The organism is Salinispirillum marinum (assembly GCF_042650105.1).
Taxonomy (GTDB): domain Bacteria; phylum Pseudomonadota; class Gammaproteobacteria; order Pseudomonadales; family Natronospirillaceae; genus Salinispirillum; species Salinispirillum marinum.
The window spans coordinates 301084-318808 of record NZ_JBHSAL010000002.1 but is presented as its reverse complement, the minus strand read 5'-3'; the positions used below and the strand labels follow the sequence as shown (position 1 = coordinate 318808).

The following is a 17725-nucleotide window of genomic DNA, read 5'->3' as shown; positions in this document are numbered from 1 at the left end:
GCCTTACAATACAGCCATCGGATACGAACCCAGCACTTTCACTTCTACCGCCCGCTCACGCACTTCCAGCATAGCTTTCTGTACATGCTCTTCTTCTAAATGACCTTTAAAGTCGATGAAAAACACATAAGCCCAACTACCGCTGGGCGACGGACGGGTTTCCAAACGGGTCATATCAATACTGTGCTTGCTGAAGGCTTCCAACAAGTTGAACAAGACGCCCGGGCCGTTACGCATGGAAACGATCAAGCTGGTTTTATCATTACCACTGGGCTGCACGTATTGCTGACCAATAATCAGGAAGCGCGTGGAGTTGTCTGGTCGGTCTTCAATCTTCTGGTGAATAATATCCAAATCATACAATTCGGCCGCCATTTCACCGGCAATGGCGGCGGCATTCCACTCAGAATGCACACGCTTGGCGGCTTCGGCATTGCTGTTCACCGCAATACGCTCAACATGCGGCATATGCGCATCCAGCCATTTACGGCATTGCGCCAAGGACTGCTGATGCGAATACACGCGTGAGATAGCTTTTTGTTGGGTGTTTTTGCCAATCATCAAATGTTGGTGAATGCGCAGTTCCACTTCACCACAGATTTTCAAATTGGAGTTCAAGAACGTATCCAAGGTGTGATTCACCACACCTTCGGTTGAGTTTTCTACCGGCACGACACCGTAATTTACCGCCCCGGCTTCCACTTCGCGGAACACTTCATCAATCGCCAGCAAAGGCTTCGTTTTTGCCCATTGCCCAAAGTGCTTCATTGCCGCCTGCTGCGTGAAGGTGCCTTCAGGGCCGAGATACGCCACTTCCACCGGCTTTTCAAGCGCCAAGCACGCCGACATGATTTCACGAAACAGCTTTGCCATGTCCTCATTGTCGAGCGGGCCGCTATTGCGTGCCATGACGCGCTGCAACACCTGTGCTTCGCGCTCCGGGCGATAGAATACGGCATCCTCAAGGCCCGACTTACGAGCCTCCAACTTCACCTCGGCTACGCGTTGCGCACATTCGGCGCGAGCGTTGATCAGGCGCTGAATTTCCGCATCGATGCCATCTATCTCATCACGCAACTTGAGCAGTTCTGGGTTGTTCGTTGGCTTCGTTGCCATGATCGTTATCTCGACTCCACGCTAATCTTCGTTAGGCTCTTCGGTGTCTGACGCCACATCATTGTCTTCTACTTGAATGATGTTGCCATCGGCATCCAGCATTTCTGCGCCTTCTACTTCCTCAGGCTCGGCAATGCAGTCCACACCCACCAGTTTTTCTTCATCCGACAAACGAATGATGCGCACACCCTGTGTATTCCGGCTCAACACAGAAATCTCATCGCCCCGGGTACGAACCAAGGTGCCTTGATCGGAAATCAGCATGACCTCTTCCCCATCACCCATCTGCCGCGCCGCCACCAATGGGCCATTGCGATCATTCACCACCATGGCAATAACGCCCTGCGTGGCACGGCTCTTGGCCGGGAATTCAGCTGTTTGGGTGCGCTTGCCGTAACCCTTCTCCGACACGGTCAAGACGGTCAATTCGTTGTCCGGCAGAATGAGCGAAATCAATTTGTCGCCGTCGGCTAATTTGATGCCGCGCACACCGCGCGCTGTACGGCCCATTTCACGTACCGAAGACTCATGGAACCGCACTGCCTTACCAAATTGCGAAAACAGCATGATGTCGTTGTCACCATGTGTGACGGCGGCTTGCACCAAATGGTCGCCTTCATCCAAGGCCAGTGCAATCAAGCCGGATGAACGACGACGCGCAAAGGCTTCCAGACTGGTTTTTTTCACTGTACCCGCAGAGGTAGCCATGAAGACAAAATGGTCCGCCGTGAATTCACGGACCGGCAAGATCGAAGTAACCCGCTCATTTTCACCCAACGACAGTAAGTTCACTAGCGGTCGACCGCGCGACTGACGGCCTGCCGGTGGAATCTGGTACACCTTCAACCAAAAAACACGGCCTAAATCGGTGAAACACAGCAGAGTATCGTGCGTGCTGGCGACCAAAAGCATATCGACGAAGTCTTCATCTTTAACCCCTAAGGCAGACTTACCTCGGCCACCCCGGCGCTGCGCCTGGTAGGCGGTGAGCGGTTGTGTTTTCGCGTAACCACTGTGGGATATGGTCACCACCATATCTTCTTCGTTAATCAAATCTTCCATTGAGAAATCTTCACGATTCTCAACGATTTCCGTGCGCCGTTCGTCACCAAATTCATCACGAATTGAAATCAATTCACCTTCGATGACTTCCATCAAGCGCGCTTCACTGCCCAAAATACGCAGCAACTCACCGATGTCTTCAATGATTTGCTTGTATTCATTGATCAGTTTTTCATGTTCCAAACCGGTCAGTTTTTGCAGACGCAGGTCCAGAATGGCTTGTGCTTGGGTCATCGACAGATAATAACGTCCGTCCCGTACACCCAGCCCTTCTTCTAAATCCTCCGGACGGCAAGCATCGGCGCCGGCACGTTCCAACATGCCGGACACATCACCCATTTCCCAACCACGCGCCATCAAGCGTTCTTTTGCTTCGGCGGTACCGGGAGAGGATTTTATGAGTTCAATCACCGGGTCGATGTTGCTCAAGGCAATGGCTAAGCCTTCCAACACATGGCCCCGCGCCCGCGCTTTGCGCAGCTCGAACAAGGTCCGGCGCGTTACCACTTCACGGCGGTGGCGGATAAAGGCTTCTAAGAAATCCTTCAGATTCAGGGTGCGTGGTTGGCCATCGACCAAAGCCACGGCATTGATGCCAAAAACCGACTCCATGGGCGTTTGCGCATATAAATTGTTCAACACCACTTCTGCCATGTCGCCACGTTTGATTTCAATGGCGATGCGCATACCGTCCTTGTCTGACTCGTCGCGCAGTTCGGCAATGCCTTCTATTTTCTTTTCTTTCACCAAGTCAGCAATTTTTTCAATCAACTTCGCTTTGTTGACTTGGTAAGGAATCTCGGTAATTACCAGCGTTTCACGACCTGACCGGTCATTGGTTTCAACGTGCGACTTAGCCCGAATATAAACCCGACCACGGCCCGTACGGTACGCATCCACAATGCCCGAGCGGCCATAAATGAAGCCGCCGGTAGGAAAGTCCGGCGCTGGGATGTATTCCATCAAACCATCGATATCAATGGTGGAATCTTTGATCAAAGCCAAACAGGCGTTGATGACTTCCGTTAAGTTGTGCGGAGCGATGTTGGTCGCCATGCCCACGGCGATACCCGCCGAACCGTTCACCAACAGGTTGGGAATTTTGGTCGGTAATACTTCGGGAATTTGCTCGGTGCCATCATAGTTGGGGACGTAGTCGACGGTTTCTTTATCCAAGTCCGCCAACAGTTCGTGGGCGAACTTGTCCATCCGAATTTCGGTGTAACGCATGGCCGCTGCAGAATCGCCATCGACCGACCCGAAGTTCCCCTGCCCGTCGACCAAGGTGTAGCGCATAGCAAATGGTTGAGCCATACGAACAATGGTTTCATACACGGCAGAGTCGCCGTGCGGGTGGTATTTACCGATCACGTCACCGACCACACGGGCCGACTTTTTATAGGCTTTGTTCCAGTCGTTGCCCAAGACATTCATGGCAAACAAAACGCGCCGGTGCACCGGCTTTAGGCCGTCACGCACATCAGGCAAGGCCCGACCCACAATGACCGACATGGCATAGTCAAGGTACGACTGTTTCAGTTCTTCTTCGATGTTGACCGAGAGAATTTCTTTGGCTAGACCGCCCATGCATTAGTTCCTATTGTCCCCGTTGAACGGTGGCCCAAAGGAGGCCACCTGTCAGGTATCATTATTATCTAACTGTGGCACACAGCTGTCTGTCGCATGCCCCGCAAAATTCCGCGAATAGTACCACAAATCAATGCATTAGGGAGTGTTAGAAATGATGCAAACAGCAAGGTCGCCAAATTTGACTCGTTGCGCAACAATTCATCAGAAGACTGGCCTCGCCACGTGGTAATCAGTATCCTTCTGCACTTTACGATCTTTTGGATACCATCACTTATGACTTCCGTCGACACGCTCATCCACGCAGGCTGGATCATCACCGTCAATGCCGAGAAAACGGTATTGCAACATCACTCGCTGGCGATCAGAGACAACCTGATTGCGGCCATTCTGCCTACCGAACAAGCCCGTGCGCAATTCACCGCCACGGAAGAGCTGGAACTGGCCGAGCACGTTTTGATGCCGGGATTGATCAACATGCACGGCCACGCCGCCATGGCGTATTTTCGCGGTATGGCCGATGACCTGCCATTGATGAGCTGGTTGAACGACCACATCTGGCCAGCGGAAGGCCAATGGGTGAGCGCAGATTTCGCCCGCGATGGTACTGAACTCGCCATTGCAGAAATGCTGCGCTGCGGCACCACCTTTTATGCCGATAACTATTTCTTTGCCGAAGCCACCACCAACACCATCATCAATAGTGGGATTCGGGCGCAACTGTGTTTCCCGATCATCGACTTCCCCACCAATTGGGCTAAAACGCCCGATGAGCACTTGGAAAAAGGGTTGGCGCTGGCCAAACAGTTTAAAGGCCACGAGCAAGTCATGGTGTCGCTAGGACCACACGCTCCCTATACTGTCTCCGACGAGCCGTTCCGCAAAATTGTTGCGGCCGCCGAAGAACACGACCTGCTGATTCAAATGCACGTACATGAGACACAGGGCGAAGTGGATGACGGCATTAAATTGCATGGCAAGCGCCCCATCGCCCGCCTGCAAGAACTCGGCTTGTTAAGCCCGCGTATGCAGTGTGTGCACATGACCGCCCTCGACGACGCCGACATCAAGATGATTGCCGACAGCGGCGCAACCGTCGTGCATTGCCCGGAATCCAACTTAAAGCTGGCCAGCGGCTTTTGCCCTATCGAAAAACTGCAAAAAGCGGGTGTGAACGTCACCATCGGTACCGACGGCGCAGCATCAAACAACGACTTGGATATGCTGAGTGAACTGCGTACCGCTGCCATTCTGGCTAAAGCGGCCAGCGGCAATGCCGAAGCCCTGCCCGCCCACGCCGCCCTTGAAGCCGCGACCATCAATGCTGCGAAGGCGTTGCGCTTAGGTGACAAACTCGGCTCGCTGGAAGTCGGCAAATGGGCCGATGTGATCGCCCTAGATTTCAGTGAAATTGAAAGCCTGCCGATGTACGACCCCGTATCCCACGTCGCATACGCCACCAGCCGTAATCAGGTCAGCGATGTCTGGATTAACGGACAGCGCGTATTGGCGGACCGTGAATTACTGACCTTGGATGTACACGCCATTGCGCATAAAGCCAAAGCCTGGCAGCAGCGCATACAGGAGGCCCGTAATGTCTAATGCAGACCCGTTAGAGGTCGCCAAATTTAACGATGTTGCCGCGCGCTGGTGGGATCCCGAAAGCGAATTCAAACCGCTGCACGAAATAAATCCGCTACGGGCCGGTTACATTGAAGACCGCTGTGGCGGTGTAGCGGGTAAACGCTGGCTGGATGTTGGCTGTGGTGGCGGTCTAATGGCCGAAGCCATGGCCTACCGCGGCGCGGATGTCTTGGGTATCGACCTCAGTGAGGTTGCCATTCAAGTCGCCCAGGCGCATGCAGAGCAGCATCAAGTGCCTAATCTGCGCTATCAACTGACCGGCATAGAGGCTTTAGGCGCGGAGCATGAAGGCCAGTACGATGTTATTACCTGCCTCGAAATGCTCGAACATGTGCCCGACCCAATGGCCATCATTGAACAGTGCCAGCGACTGTTAAAACCCGGTGGCGATTTGTTCATTTCGACCCTAAACCGCAACCCTAAAGCCTTTGCGTTTGCGATTGTCGGGGCAGAATACCTCCTGAACCTCGTGCCCCGCGGCACCCATGAATTCAAAAAATTCATTCGCCCCAGCGAATTGTTGTCGTGGTGCCGGGCGTTTAATTTCGAATTGCAGGATGAAATCGGCCTGACCTACAACCCCATCACACGGACGTACAAACTCGCGCCGGATGTATCCGTCAATTACATGGTGCATGTGCGCAAAGATAACCCTTAAGGAATTGCTTATGAGCTCCAACGTAGCCCGCATGGACCTACACGACTTCGCCCCGGAGCACGATCTGCTGCGGGAAAAAACCATTCTGGTTACCGGCGCTGGCGCTGGCATTGGTGCCGCCACCGCCCTTGCCTACGCCAGTCTGGGGGCCACCGTTATTCTGCTCGGGCGTACGCTCGCCAAGCTGCAACACACCTATGACGCCATTGTCGAGGCCGGGTATCCGGAACCACTATTGATGCCGTTCGACCTGGAAAAAGCGGAGATCGAAACCTATCACCAGATGGCCGCGGCCATTGGGCAGCAGTTTGGCGCACTCGATGGCTTGGTACACTGCGCCGCCGTGCTGGGTCAGCGCACACCCTTGAGCAACTACAACCACGAAGCGTGGGAAACGGTGTTTAAGATCAACGTCCACGGCGCCTTTCATTTAACCAAAGCGCTGCTACCGGTATTGCATGCCGCCGAATCGCCGCGGGTGATCTTTTTATCGTCCAGTGTCGGGCGTGAAGGTCGAGCCTACTGGGGTGCCTACGCGGCCAGTAAATTTGCGGTAGAGGGCTTTGCGCAAGTATTGGCGCAAGAAGTCACACAACACCCCGACTTTTGTGTCAACGTGGTGAATCCAGGGCGTACCCGCACGCAAATGCGTGCTACAGCTTATCCGGGTGAGGACATTAATACCGTGCCCGCGCCGGAGACGCATAATGGGTTGATGGTGTATTTGATGAGTAAGCATTGTACGGGGACGAATGGCCTCAGTTTCGACGCTCAATAACGCTCAAAATCGCCTTTTCTCAAGCTGACGTTGTTAAAAATGGTCTCGAAATGCTCTCTTACTATCAGTAAGCTGCGCTTCCTTGGCCATTTTTGCCTAGTCAGCTTTTCGCCTCTGCGGTTTTGAGCACAACGAATGAATCTCCTTTTCTCAAGCTGAGGTTGTAAATCCGGCGGCGGCAATCCTCTGCCGCCAAATCGACCGCTCAAGCGGCATCTTTGCCGCTTTTTTCCTTCTCTCCGCGTTAAGCAACCCGCTAAAACACGCTAAGACCGGCGTTTTGTTAAATCATTCGCTTACCAAGCGAAGTGGCATGACTTTCGCTCTAAGACCGGTAATGTGATTAGCAGGTAACGTAACCATGACCATTTCATCTTCTTCGGGGAACTCGTCGCGGCGTAAGAAAGTGACGCCACTCGATGTAAAACGACCTCAAGAAATGGCCCGTGAACCGGGCACGTCGTTTTTACGTGAATTACGCTTGCGTATTTCCAGCTTGTCGCAAACCACCTTGGAACTCGAACAAATCGTGCAGTACTTCTTCGATGAAGTGCAGTCCGCTGTGCTGGTGGAGGGTCTCACCTATGCACACCCCAGCTTTGGGGTTGATCTACAATACGGCAGTTTGGAAAAACACCGGGCAAGTTACCGCTTGAACACGCAACAACAATATTTTGGCGAAATTACCTTTTCGCGCCGCAAACGTTTCAATGAAACCGAGCTGGCGCGTTTGGAATCCTTGCTCGATCTCTTTATTTATCCGGTACGCAACGGTTTGCAATACCGTGAAGCGCTCCGTTCGGCCATGACTGACCCGCTTACGGGTGTTGGTAACCGGCTGGCCATGAACAATGCTCTGGACCGGGAAATCGAGCTGGCACGCCGCTATGGCCGCCCATTAACGGTCTTGATGCTCGACATCGATAAATTTAAAGCCATTAACGACATTTACGGGCACGCCAAAGGTGATGACGTGCTGTGCACGGTGGCGGAATACATTGAGCAGTCCATGCGCTCGGTGGATGCGGTGTTTCGACTGGGTGGAGAAGAATTTTTAATCGTGTTGTCCGACACCTCGTTGGCGCAAGCGGTCATTATTGGCGAACGAATCCGGCAAAGCATTGAGGTATCTCATCAAGGCAGTGCCTCCGAGCCGCACGTAACGGCCAGCATAGGCATTTCCGAGTTTGCGCCCAACATGAGCGCCGACGACTTGATCAAACGGGCTGACCGGGCGATGTACTGTGCAAAAGAAAAAGGGCGCAACAAAATTGAATGCGCCCCGGCTTAAACCCAACGTTCTAGGGCGTCTTAGCGACGCCCGCGTTTCACGCGCTCCGGCGTCGTGTCTTCACGCATGGACTCGCGTCGGCGTCCGGCTGGCTTGACCGGTTTTGCCGCCACCCCAACACCCGCACGTTTCTTCTGCAAGCGTTCTGTTTGTTCTTGCGTCTTATGGTCCAAGCTGGGCAATTTTACCGGTGGCAAATCCACCGAAGCGGCCAGAGTATCGATCACCTTTTGATCCAGTTCTTTCCACTGCCCCATACGGAGGTCAGAATCCATAAAGACATTGCCGTAGCGCACGCGTTTCAAGCGACTGACTTTAACCCCTTGTGACTCCCAAAGACGGCGCACTTCACGATTGCGCCCTTCCATAATCACCACATGGAACCAAACGTTTGCACCGGAACCACCAAACTCTTGAATATCGGTAAAGCGTGCGAGGCCATCTTCCAGCATGACGCCTTCGTGCATGGCTTTCACCATATCCGGATTGACCGCGCCCAGCACGCGCACGGCGTATTCGCGCTCAACCTGGGACGACGGATGCATCAGGCGGTTCGCCAGTTCACCGTCCGTCGTCAGGAGCAGCAAGCCTGAGGTATTGATGTCCAAACGACCAATGGAAATCCAACGCCCCTGCCCTGCGGGTGGCAAACGGTCGAACACCGTGGGTCGGCCTTCGGGATCTTGCCGCGTACAGACTTCCCCTTCAGGCTTGTTGTACACCAACACTCGGCGATAGGTGGCTTGGGTTTCGACCGCCCGACCATCCATCATGATTCGATCTTTCGCGGTCACTCGGTCACCTAACTTAGCCACTTTACCGTTTACGGAAGCACGACCAGCTTCAATGGCGGTTTCCATTTCACGCCGCGAGCCCAATCCGGCACGGGCCAATACTTTTTGCAGCTTTTCGCTCGTCGGCGCGTCACTGGTGGCGAGCTTAGCGGGCATCGGCTTAGCCGGTGCAGATTTATCCGCTCCGGTTTTGACGTGCAGTTTTTTGGCCTGTGCCGAAGGTTTTTTCGACTCAGTCTTCTTTGGTTTGTCCGTTGTCATCGGTGCTCTTTTGCTCCAGTAAGCTGGCCTGCTGAGCCAACTTTTGTTCAATAATGGCGAGTTTTTCCGCGTCCGTTAACGCAGCCTCATGTTGTGCAACCGGCGTTTCGGGCCGCGCATCTGGCGTTTCCCGTTCGTGGGTTGCGGCATCTTCGTCCTCGTCGGCGTCTTGTGGGGCGCGCAACCGGGATTCAAATTGATCATTTAATTCATCCAACATCTGCCAGTGTTCGTGCAATTCGTCATCCAAGGCAGTGTCTTTTTCTTGCGCTTCCTCTTCTTTTAACCGGGCCAGCATGGCACTGAAGGAGACTTCTTTGTCCACCTCGTCCAACTCTTCAAACTCCAGTTCAGGTTCCAGTTCCGCCAGCGTTTTAATTTCAGACAAAGGCGGAAGATCATCGAGCGATGCGAGGCCAAAGTAGTCCAAAAAGGTACTGGTGGTGGCGAACAACGCAGGCCGACCCGGCACATCACGATGCCCCACTACTTTAACCCATTCACGCTCTAATAACGTGCGTACGATGTTACTCGCGACCGACACGCCACGCACATCCTCTATTTCACCACGCGTAATGGGTTGACGATAGGCAATTAACGCCAAGGTTTCCAATAACGCGCGGCTGTATTTTTTCGGCCGCTCCTCCCACAGGCGCGACAGCCATGGGTGCAAACCGCTTTTTGTTTGGTAGCGATAGCCACGCCCGACCTTCACCAGCTCGATACCCCGCTGGTCATTCTGTGCTTCCAGCCGACTGAGCAGATGTTGGATATCACGCCCGCTGAGCGGCAAATCATCACCAAACAGGGCACGCAAATCGTCTATGCTCAGTGGGCGACCACTGGCAAACAAGGCCGCTTCTACCACTTGCAAGTGCGCGCTCTCCGCATCAGGAAAGGCCGCAAAACCTAAATTCGGGTTGGTATCAAAGGTGTCATCACTCATGCACTTTTGCTCGCATATGCACCGGGCCAAAGAGCTCATTTTGCAGCACTTCCACCTGGTTTTCCTTGGTCAATTCCATCATCGCTAAAAAGCTTACCACGACACCTTGCCGACCTTCTTCGGGACGATACAAGTCGGTCAGTGCCACCACATCTCGGGTCGTCAGCAGGTCCAACAAATAGTTCATGCGGTCACGCGTTGACAAGGCTTCGCGCGTAACGTGGTGCTGTTCGAACATGGCTTCACGCTGACTGACGTGCTTCATGGCCAGCAACACTTCCATCCAACTGACGGGTGGATGTTGCTGACCACCGGCGGCAACATGCTCACCGGGGCTCACAAAAAACTCCCGTTCCTGCCTTGGCAAAGCATCCAACCGCTCCGCCGCTTCTCGAAATTGTTCATATTCCTGCAAGCGACGGATCAATTCCGCCCGCGGATCACCGTCTTCCTCCTCATCGTCTTCCCGACGTGGCAACAGCATCCGTGACTTGATTTCCGCCAACATGGCGGCCATCACCAGGTATTCAGCGGCCAGCTCTAATTGCAGATCCATCATTAAATCGACGTAAGCGGCGTATTGCCGGGCAATCTCGAACACGTTGATGTCGAGAATGTCGAGGTTTTGCTTCTTAATCAGATACAGCAACAGGTCAAGTGGCCCTTCAAAGGCCTGTAGGAACACTTCCAGCGCTTCCGGTGGGATATACAGATCCTGCGGCACATCGGTATACACTTCCCCCATGACCACGGCAAAGGGCAACTCACCCTGCTCTTGTCGGGCAACATCACGCAAGGCCGCCAACCCTTTGGGTGGCAAGGGTACAGAATCCTCGGCGGGCGGGCGGGCGTTCTGTTCGGTCATAGCGTTACTCAAAGGGGCTGGTGTCACCCGCACCGGCGCGCAATACGGAGGGAACATCATCCAACATACTGATCACGGTCGTGGGGATAAAGCCACAATAACCACCATCAATCACCAAGTCCAAACTGTGCTCTAAGGTTTCACGAATATCCCAGGCCTCAACGCGGGGCTCTTCTTCGCCAGGCATAATCAATGAGGTGCTCAGCAGCGGCTCACCCAGTTCCTCCAATAACGCTTGCGTGATCGGATGCTCAGGAATACGCAGACCAATTTCACGCTTTTTCGGGTGCATCAAACGGCGCGGTACTTCACGCGACGCATTCAAAATAAAGGTATAGGGCCCCGGCGTGTTGTTCTTCAACAGACGAAAGGCGGTATTTTCGACTTTGGCATAGGTGGCCAACTCTGACAAATCGCGGCAGATCAGTGTCAGATGGTGACTGTCATCAATCTGACGAATCGACCGAATGCGGTCTACTGCTGCTTTGTCGCCAAGGTGACACCCCAAGGCATAGCCTGAATCGGTCGGGTAGGCGATCACACCACCGTTGCGAATGATCTGCACGGCTTGGCGAATCAACCGTAACTGCGGAGTTTCCGGATGTATGGCAAAAAACTGGCTCATGCTAAATCTCTGTTCATGCGGTACGGAACCGAGTCCATACCGGTGTAATGTCTTTGGGTAAGGGGGGCACTTTTCCCAGGCTTAACCAACGCTGCTCATCGTGGTGGAAATCGCTGCCTGACGAACCCATCAACGCATGTTCTTGCGCCAAGGCCACCAAATGTTGGCGCATTTCCGGCAGCACGCCCGGCACGCCTATTTCAATCGCCTGCCCACCGTAGGCCGCAAAATCGGCCACCATTTGGCCGCGTTTGGTACGCGTCATTTTGTATCGGTGCGGATGCGCCAGCACCGCCTGACCACCCGCGTCGCGTATCCACGACACCACATCCCGCAAGTCTGGCCATTCGGTTTTAACGTCCCCTACTTTGCCAGCTCCTAATACGCTTTTAAAGAGGTGAGCCGAACTCTTTGCCTGACCAGAAGCCACCAAAAAAGCGGCGATATGAGGACGCCCGATGGACTCCACGTTCGTTTGGGTACTCAACCACTCTTTTACGCCGGTGTAGCCTTCACGCTCTAGTTTGCTCGCGATACGCTGTGCACGGCGACGACGAGACCGGGCTTGCTGTTCAACGGCCGCTACACTGGCGGGCGCTTCGGGATCAAAATCCAGTCCGACCACATGAACCAAATAACTGCCCCAAACCGCCGACCATTCTACCCCTGTTATGTAGTTCAGATTGCAATGTTCAGCCATCGCCAAGGCTTCTGCCTGGCCTTGGAGTGTGTCATGATCAGTGACGCTGAAAAAATGCAATTGTGCGTGCTCGGCGCGTTCCAACAAAGTGGCAATGGGTAAGGCTCCGTCGGAATGTAGGCTGTGGCAATGCAAATCCACCGCATCGTAACGCGGATCGGCAAGGGCGTGGACAGGTTCAAGCATGGTGATTACACTGGGCAACCATTACGATTGCCACTCTAAATACTGTGGGTGCGCAGTATACGGCATCAGCCGAAGAATGCTTACCCTTTATCATCGTTTTAGGGCATATTGCTGCTCCTGAGACCCGTGAAATGAGTCATAAGAACACATTATGTATTACAGCATTTACGCAGAAGACGTTGCAGAAAGCTTACCGTTGCGTCAAACGGCACGACCGGCTCACGTAGCGCGCTTGGAAATCTTAAAAAATGAGGGTCGTTTATTGCTGGCCGGGCCATTGCCTGCCATCGATGCTGAAGATCCGGGCGACGCTGGCTTTACCGGATCCTTGATTGTGGCAGAATTTGAATCCTTAGCCGACGCTCAGTCGTGGGCCGAGGCCGACCCTTACATCGCTGCTGGCGTATACGCCAGCGTTACCGTTAAACCTTTCAAAAAAGTATGGCCATGACCTTGTTTGCAAATACCTCAATTTTCAAAACGCTTGTTTTCATCTGTACATTTGCTCTGGCGGTTCAGGTCAGTGCGCAGTCAGCTACCCGTTACATCGGTGACGAACTTCGGGTGCCTTTGCGTACCGGCCCCAGCATTGAATATCGCATCATCAATGCTGGCATCCCCAGTGGGTCACAGTTAACTCTGCTGGATACCAACGAAGACAATACGTGGTCTTTTGTACGCTTCAACAACCAAGAAGGCTGGTTGCAGTCGCAGTTCGTCGTGGCACAACCCATTGCGCGCGACCGCTTAACCGCGGCGCAGAACGAGTTGAATGCGTTACGCACACAATACAACGAACTGCAAACCCGCTTTAACGAATTGCGGGACGACCGCTTAGCGGTGGATTCTTTGTATCAATCCATTGAGCAAGAGCGCGACGATGCGCTGGCCGAAGTGGAGCGCATCCGGGAAATCTCGAGCAACGCCATTTTGCTGGACGAGCGCAACCGCGAACTGGTGAGCCGGAATCGGGTACTGGAAAGCGAAACCGACACCTTGCGCCGTCGCAATGAAGACTTAGAAGCAAGCAGCAGCCAGTGGCGTATGCTGGCCGGTGGTGGTTTGGTTATCTTGGGCTTGTTGCTCGGCTTGATCCTACCGTCATTGGTGAAGCGCCGCCGTTCTGACGGTTGGGCATAAACGTTTATGCCCTGGAAGCAAGTGACCATAGAGCGGCCCTTTTCACCGGACTGTCTCCATGAATTGTTGCGCGAAGGGCATAAAGGGTCAGCCTCGCGCTACACCCATTTTGACATCGTAGAATGGGCGGGGCGCTACGCCAGTGAACTGGCTAAGTTGCACCCCATGCCCGACGACCAGCGTCTGATCTGGCGGATCACCGACGATATGCAAGTGCGATGGGAATTACACATTGCCTCGCACTATTCCATCAATGACATGAAGCGTTTCTCGCATGTCGATATTCTTTTACCGAGGCATTTTTTTCAACAATGGCTAACACTTCTCGACGCTTAGTTCTGTCCACTCTTTTGCTTACCAGTTTGCTCAGTGCTTGCAGTCAAGGCGACACTCCAGCCGCCACCGCTGCGGGGCCTGCAACAATGCCTGCCAGTGGTGTCGACGCCATTAACGTGGTCGTGGAAACGTCGCTGGGAACCGTTCGCCTCGCGTTAGACGCCGAGCAGGCCCCGGTGACCACAGAGAACTTTGTTACCTACATTGAAGATGAATTCTACGACGGCTTGATTTTTCACCGCATCATCGATGGGTTTATGGTGCAAGGGGGTGGTTTTAATGCAGAGATGCAGCAAAAAGCCGTGCGTGACCCCATCGTCAATGAATCCAACAACGGTTTGAGCAATGCGCGTGGCACCATTGCCATGGCGCGTACACAAGCACCAGACAGTGCCACAGCGCAGTTTTACATCAACTTGGTCGACAACCCGAATTTGGATTATCGCAATGGCCGAGCGGGTTATGCCGTGTTTGGTCGAGTGGTAGAGGGCATGGACGTTGTGGATCAAATGGCCAAGGTCCCCACTGGAAATCGCGGGCGCTTCCAAGACGTACCGGTTGAGCCCGTGCTCATTCGTTCGGTGCGTATCGAGCCCTAGACAGAGCCTTTCCTAATGGAGTTCGCCGAACTGCAATGGCGCGAGGGCGTGCCCTACTCCCCTCGTTTCGATGACATCTACTTCAGTCGGGACGGGGGCCGTGCAGAAACGGAACATGTGTTTCTGGCGCAAAACGGCTTACCGGAACGATTTCCTTCCGCCGCAGGTGAATTCTTCACCATTGGTGAAACCGGGTTCGGAACCGGGCTCAATTTTGTAACCACGTGGCAGATATGGCGAGAACAGCCACGCCAGGCACGATTACACTTTGTCAGCGTGGAAAAATACCCGCTCGCACCCGATGTAATGGCGGCACTCTGGCAACCCATGCTGGCCAGTTTTCCGGAGGCCCGGGAGTTCATAGCGCAGTATCACAGCCTGACACCGGGTTGGAACCGTTTTTCCTTCGCGGATGCCGAACTGACCTTGTACATTGGTGACGCTACAAAAGGCTTGCAAGATCTGGACGCTACCGTTGACGCTTGGTTCCTCGACGGTTTCACCCCGGCGAAGAATGCGGATCTTTGGAGCCCGACCGTATTCAATGCTATGGCTTCGTGCAGCCATCCCGGCACAACCTTGTCCAGTTTTACCGCTGCTCTAGGCGTGCGAGAACAATTGACCGCTGCAGGATTCAAGGTCGAAAAGTGTCAGGGGTTTGGGCACAAACGGACCATGATTCGGGGTCGGTTTGTGGGTTTTCATGGGCCGATGCAGCGCCTCAGCCCTACCCCACGCTGGCCGCGTTTAGCTGCTTCGCTGTCATCACAACAACAAGTCGGCATTGTGGGCAGTGGCATAGCCGCTGCAGAACTGGCCACGCGATTACGGCAACGCGGGTTTGACGTTGTCCTGTTTTCGCCCGATGGGCCCGGCTCTGCCGCTTCCGGTAACGGGCAAGGCGCGGTGTATGCCAAACCCGGTATCGAAGCCGACCCAGCCACCCAATTTTATGCCCAAGCCTTAAGTTACCGTACCCGGCTTTGGCAAGCTCACGGCCAGGAATGGCCCGGCAATGCCGATGGATTACTGCAACTGACTACCCTTGAACGTTGCGCACGCATTGCGGCCAATTCGCAACATCCTTTTGCGCAGTTAATGCGACCCGTATCCGCAGCAGAAGCTTCCGATTTGGCAGGCATAACCCTTGTGCAACCGGCGTTATATTTCCCCCAAGGCGGTTGGCTGGCCCCTAACGCCTATTGCCAACAGCAGTTGCAAGGGATTGAACACATTCGGCATAGTGTTATTGGTATTGAATTCGATGCGTCGACAGCTCAATGGGTGGTCACCACACAATCGCAGCAAGAATTCCGAATGGACGGCCTGATCATCGCGGCAGGCCAACACAGCAACGGCTGGCCAGTCACCGCCCATTTGCCCATCAAGCCCGTGCGCGGTCAGGTATCAGCGGTTCAGACGTCCGAAAAGCCACCGCATCAGTGCGTTCTCTGTGGTGAAACCTACCTCACGCCGGCAGACATTAATGGCCAGTGGCATTTTGGCGCATCGTTCGATGTCGGCAGCGATCACACAAATGTTCTGCCACAGGACAGCGCGGAAAACAGGCTGGGCTTGGCTCGGTTGGCCCCTGACGTAGCGGCATTTCTAGGCGACACGCCTTCTACCGAACGCGCCGGGGTGCGCGCCACAACGCCGGACTACTTACCCATGGCAGGTCCGGTACGGCAACCCATACAAACCACTAGGAAACATCCACAAAGCCCTATTGCCCATTCCGAGGACTTCTGGCCCCGCCTTGCAGTGCTCACCGGGCTAGGCTCAAAAGGCCTGGCGTCCTCCGCGTTGGCCGCTGAGCAGGTGGTGTGCTACCTGACCGGTGAACCCTCACCCATGGGGTATGCTCAGAGCAGTCGCCTACACCCAGAGCGGTTTTGGTTACGAGCACGCCAAAAACCCTCGTCAGTTCGACACTCCGTTGCAGAAAAATGACGTAAACCATGACATTTAACGCCGATGAAGTGTTTTATTTCACCGTTATGCCGTTAAACTCGGTCTGTAGAATCTCCTACAAAAAGTAAAACTGAACATCGAACACAAGGAACGAGACATGAAGGACAACCGCACTCCGCAAGATATGCCGGAGCACTCCGGTATTTCTCATACGAATACCAACGCCCACGACGAAAGCTACAAACTGCTGTTCAGCGAACCGGAAATGGTCGCCGACCTATTACGCGGTTATGTGCACGAACCATGGGTGGCGCAACTGGATTTCAACACTCTAGAGCCAGTAAAAAACGACTACATCACCAAACACCTTAAAAAACGCCAAAACGACTGCTTGTGGAAAATCCGCTGGCAAGATGAAGACCGTTGGTTGTATGTGTTTTTGATGTTGGAGTTTCAGTCTTCCGTTGACCCCACCATGGCGGTCCGCATCATGACGTACTTGGGCTTGCTGTATCAGGAATTGCACAAACAGAATCAACTCACCCCGGCGGGTAAACTGCCCCCAGTACTGCCCTTGGTGCTATACAATGGCGAACGCACATGGCACGCCGCTACCGACATCGCGGATTTGATCGACGATGTACCGGGCGGCTTACAACAGTACAAACCCCAACTTCACTACCTGTTGCTGGATGAAAGCCAATACCGCGACGACCCTTTACCGGAAGTGCGTAATTTAGTATCAGCCTTGTTCGGGTTAGAAAACTGTCAGCAACCCGATGATGTGAAACGTGTGTTGCACGCCTTATTGGAATGGGTAAAACACCCCGAACAACGCAGCATTCGGCAGGCTTTTTTAGTGTGGTTAAAACAAGTGTTTTTACCCGGCCGCCTGCCGGGTGTAGAATTTGCACAAATACAGGAATTGCATGAGGTACAGAGCATGTTAGCAGAACGCGTAAAAGACTGGACACGAAGCTGGAAAATGGAAGGCATTCAAGAAGGTCGACTGGAAGGCGAAGCTATTCTGTTGAAAAAGCTACTGACCCATCGATTCGGTACCTTGCCTGCGGCCATTGAACAGCGGCTGACCCAAGCCAGCAGCGCTGAGCTGGAAAGCTGGGCCGAGAACATTCTCGATGCAAAAACGCTCGAAGAAGTGTTCACTCGCCACTGAGTTGCGGTCGAATGTGCTGCGATACGGAGCCTCTCACCTGTACTAG

Annotated in this window: 17 protein-coding genes; 10 read left to right on the top strand and 7 right to left on the bottom strand. The window is 53.8% G+C overall.

Annotated features, from left to right (window positions below; genetic code table 11):
- Window positions 1-3 precede the first annotated feature (3 nt).
- Together pheA and gyrA are read right to left on the bottom strand one after the other, a co-directional pair.
- Window positions 4-1116: a prephenate dehydratase gene (gene pheA / locus ACFOSD_RS08575; protein WP_380695517.1), complete on the bottom strand. Its 1113-nt coding sequence runs from the start codon at window positions 1114-1116 to the stop codon at window positions 4-6.
- 21 nt (window positions 1117-1137) lie between these two features.
- On the bottom strand, window positions 1138-3765 hold the full coding sequence (gyrA, locus tag ACFOSD_RS08570; RefSeq protein ID WP_380695515.1) for a DNA gyrase subunit A: 2628 nt from the start codon (window positions 3763-3765) through the stop codon (window positions 1138-1140).
- Between the two features lie 276 nt (window positions 3766-4041).
- On the opposite strand from gyrA, the gene ACFOSD_RS08565 reads away from it, so the two are divergent.
- The 4 genes from ACFOSD_RS08565 (at window position 4042) to ACFOSD_RS08550 (ending at window position 8136) form a co-directional block, all read left to right on the top strand.
- A complete protein-coding gene (locus ACFOSD_RS08565) occupies window positions 4042-5367 on the top strand; it encodes a TRZ/ATZ family hydrolase (protein WP_380695513.1) in 1326 nt (441 codons plus the stop codon).
- Window positions 5360-6067, top strand: coding sequence for a bifunctional 2-polyprenyl-6-hydroxyphenol methylase/3-demethylubiquinol 3-O-methyltransferase UbiG (gene ubiG, locus ACFOSD_RS08560; RefSeq protein WP_380695511.1), 708 nt, complete (start codon window positions 5360-5362; stop codon window positions 6065-6067). Before ACFOSD_RS08565 ends, ubiG begins: the two co-directional genes overlap by 8 nt.
- A 10-nt stretch (window positions 6068-6077) precedes the next feature.
- Window positions 6078-6845, top strand: a complete 768-nt coding sequence (locus ACFOSD_RS08555) for a YciK family oxidoreductase (RefSeq protein ID WP_380695509.1) — start codon at window positions 6078-6080, stop codon at window positions 6843-6845.
- A gap of 361 nt (window positions 6846-7206) precedes the next feature.
- Window positions 7207-8136 carry a GGDEF domain-containing protein gene (locus ACFOSD_RS08550; protein WP_380695507.1) on the top strand — a complete coding sequence of 310 codons (930 nt, stop codon included), beginning with the start codon at window positions 7207-7209 and terminating at the stop codon, window positions 8134-8136.
- A gap of 20 nt (window positions 8137-8156) precedes the next feature.
- Here the strand turns inward: ACFOSD_RS08550 and rluB are convergent, their stop codons facing one another.
- The 5 genes from rluB to ACFOSD_RS08525 all read right to left on the bottom strand — a co-directional run bounded on the left by rluB (window position 8157) and on the right by ACFOSD_RS08525 (window position 12513).
- Complete coding sequence (rluB, locus tag ACFOSD_RS08545) at window positions 8157-9086, bottom strand: 23S rRNA pseudouridine(2605) synthase RluB (protein WP_380697252.1); 930 nt, start codon at window positions 9084-9086, stop codon at window positions 8157-8159.
- A 76-nt stretch (window positions 9087-9162) separates the two neighbouring features.
- Entirely contained in the window at window positions 9163-10137 is a 975-nt protein-coding gene (gene scpB / locus ACFOSD_RS08540; protein ID WP_380695505.1) for an SMC-Scp complex subunit ScpB, read from the bottom strand.
- Complete coding sequence (locus ACFOSD_RS08535; RefSeq protein ID WP_380695503.1) at window positions 10130-11002, bottom strand: segregation and condensation protein A; 873 nt, start codon at window positions 11000-11002, stop codon at window positions 10130-10132. The genes scpB and ACFOSD_RS08535 overlap by 8 nt, the downstream gene beginning before the upstream one ends.
- A gap of 4 nt (window positions 11003-11006) precedes the next feature.
- Entirely contained in the window at window positions 11007-11627 is a 621-nt protein-coding gene (locus ACFOSD_RS08530) for an L-threonylcarbamoyladenylate synthase (protein ID WP_380695501.1), read from the bottom strand.
- A gap of 13 nt (window positions 11628-11640) precedes the next feature.
- Window positions 11641-12513 (bottom strand): PHP domain-containing protein, encoded by an 873-nt coding sequence (locus tag ACFOSD_RS08525; protein ID WP_380695499.1) that lies wholly within the window; start codon window positions 12511-12513, stop codon window positions 11641-11643.
- A 151-nt stretch (window positions 12514-12664) separates the two neighbouring features.
- On the opposite strand from ACFOSD_RS08525, the gene ACFOSD_RS08520 reads away from it, so the two are divergent.
- The 6 genes from ACFOSD_RS08520 (at window position 12665) to ACFOSD_RS08495 (ending at window position 17679) form a co-directional block, all read left to right on the top strand.
- Window positions 12665-12964, top strand: coding sequence for a YciI family protein (locus ACFOSD_RS08520; RefSeq protein ID WP_380695497.1), 300 nt, complete (start codon window positions 12665-12667; stop codon window positions 12962-12964).
- Window positions 12961-13653 carry a TIGR04211 family SH3 domain-containing protein gene (locus ACFOSD_RS08515; protein ID WP_380695495.1) on the top strand — a complete coding sequence of 231 codons (693 nt, stop codon included), beginning with the start codon at window positions 12961-12963 and terminating at the stop codon, window positions 13651-13653. Before ACFOSD_RS08520 ends, ACFOSD_RS08515 begins: the two co-directional genes overlap by 4 nt.
- Before the next feature lie 6 nt (window positions 13654-13659).
- Entirely contained in the window at window positions 13660-13989 is a 330-nt protein-coding gene (locus ACFOSD_RS08510) for a hypothetical protein (RefSeq protein WP_380695493.1), read from the top strand.
- A complete protein-coding gene (locus ACFOSD_RS08505) occupies window positions 13965-14588 on the top strand; it encodes a peptidylprolyl isomerase (protein ID WP_380709168.1) in 624 nt (207 codons plus the stop codon). Before ACFOSD_RS08510 ends, ACFOSD_RS08505 begins: the two co-directional genes overlap by 25 nt.
- A 15-nt stretch (window positions 14589-14603) precedes the next feature.
- A complete protein-coding gene (gene mnmC / locus ACFOSD_RS08500) occupies window positions 14604-16541 on the top strand; it encodes an FAD-dependent 5-carboxymethylaminomethyl-2-thiouridine(34) oxidoreductase MnmC (RefSeq protein ID WP_380695489.1) in 1938 nt (645 codons plus the stop codon).
- 118 nt (window positions 16542-16659) lie between these two features.
- Window positions 16660-17679, top strand: coding sequence for an Rpn family recombination-promoting nuclease/putative transposase (locus ACFOSD_RS08495; protein WP_380695487.1), 1020 nt, complete (start codon window positions 16660-16662; stop codon window positions 17677-17679).
- Window positions 17680-17725: the final 46 nt, after the last annotated feature.

Coding starts and splice junctions, on each gene's coding strand:
- pheA (WP_380695517.1), bottom strand. CDS start 1,116: ATGGCAACGAAGCCAACGAACAACCCAGAACTGCTCAAGTTGCGTGAT.
- gyrA (WP_380695515.1), bottom strand. CDS start 3,765: ATGGGCGGTCTAGCCAAAGAAATTCTCTCGGTCAACATCGAAGAAGAA.
- ACFOSD_RS08565 (WP_380695513.1), top strand. CDS start 4,042: ATGACTTCCGTCGACACGCTCATCCACGCAGGCTGGATCATCACCGTC.
- ubiG (WP_380695511.1), top strand. CDS start 5,360: ATGTCTAATGCAGACCCGTTAGAGGTCGCCAAATTTAACGATGTTGCC.
- ACFOSD_RS08555 (WP_380695509.1), top strand. CDS start 6,078: ATGAGCTCCAACGTAGCCCGCATGGACCTACACGACTTCGCCCCGGAG.
- ACFOSD_RS08550 (WP_380695507.1), top strand. CDS start 7,207: ATGACCATTTCATCTTCTTCGGGGAACTCGTCGCGGCGTAAGAAAGTG.
- rluB (WP_380697252.1), bottom strand. CDS start 9,086: ATGCCCGCTAAGCTCGCCACCAGTGACGCGCCGACGAGCGAAAAGCTG.
- scpB (WP_380695505.1), bottom strand. CDS start 10,137: ATGAGTGATGACACCTTTGATACCAACCCGAATTTAGGTTTTGCGGCC.
- ACFOSD_RS08535 (WP_380695503.1), bottom strand. CDS start 11,002: ATGACCGAACAGAACGCCCGCCCGCCCGCCGAGGATTCTGTACCCTTG.
- ACFOSD_RS08530 (WP_380695501.1), bottom strand. CDS start 11,627: ATGAGCCAGTTTTTTGCCATACATCCGGAAACTCCGCAGTTACGGTTG.
- ACFOSD_RS08525 (WP_380695499.1), bottom strand. CDS start 12,513: ATGCTTGAACCTGTCCACGCCCTTGCCGATCCGCGTTACGATGCGGTG.
- ACFOSD_RS08520 (WP_380695497.1), top strand. CDS start 12,665: ATGTATTACAGCATTTACGCAGAAGACGTTGCAGAAAGCTTACCGTTG.
- ACFOSD_RS08515 (WP_380695495.1), top strand. CDS start 12,961: ATGACCTTGTTTGCAAATACCTCAATTTTCAAAACGCTTGTTTTCATC.
- ACFOSD_RS08510 (WP_380695493.1), top strand. CDS start 13,660: ATGCCCTGGAAGCAAGTGACCATAGAGCGGCCCTTTTCACCGGACTGT.
- ACFOSD_RS08505 (WP_380709168.1), top strand. CDS start 13,965: ATGGCTAACACTTCTCGACGCTTAGTTCTGTCCACTCTTTTGCTTACC.
- mnmC (WP_380695489.1), top strand. CDS start 14,604: ATGGAGTTCGCCGAACTGCAATGGCGCGAGGGCGTGCCCTACTCCCCT.
- ACFOSD_RS08495 (WP_380695487.1), top strand. CDS start 16,660: ATGAAGGACAACCGCACTCCGCAAGATATGCCGGAGCACTCCGGTATT.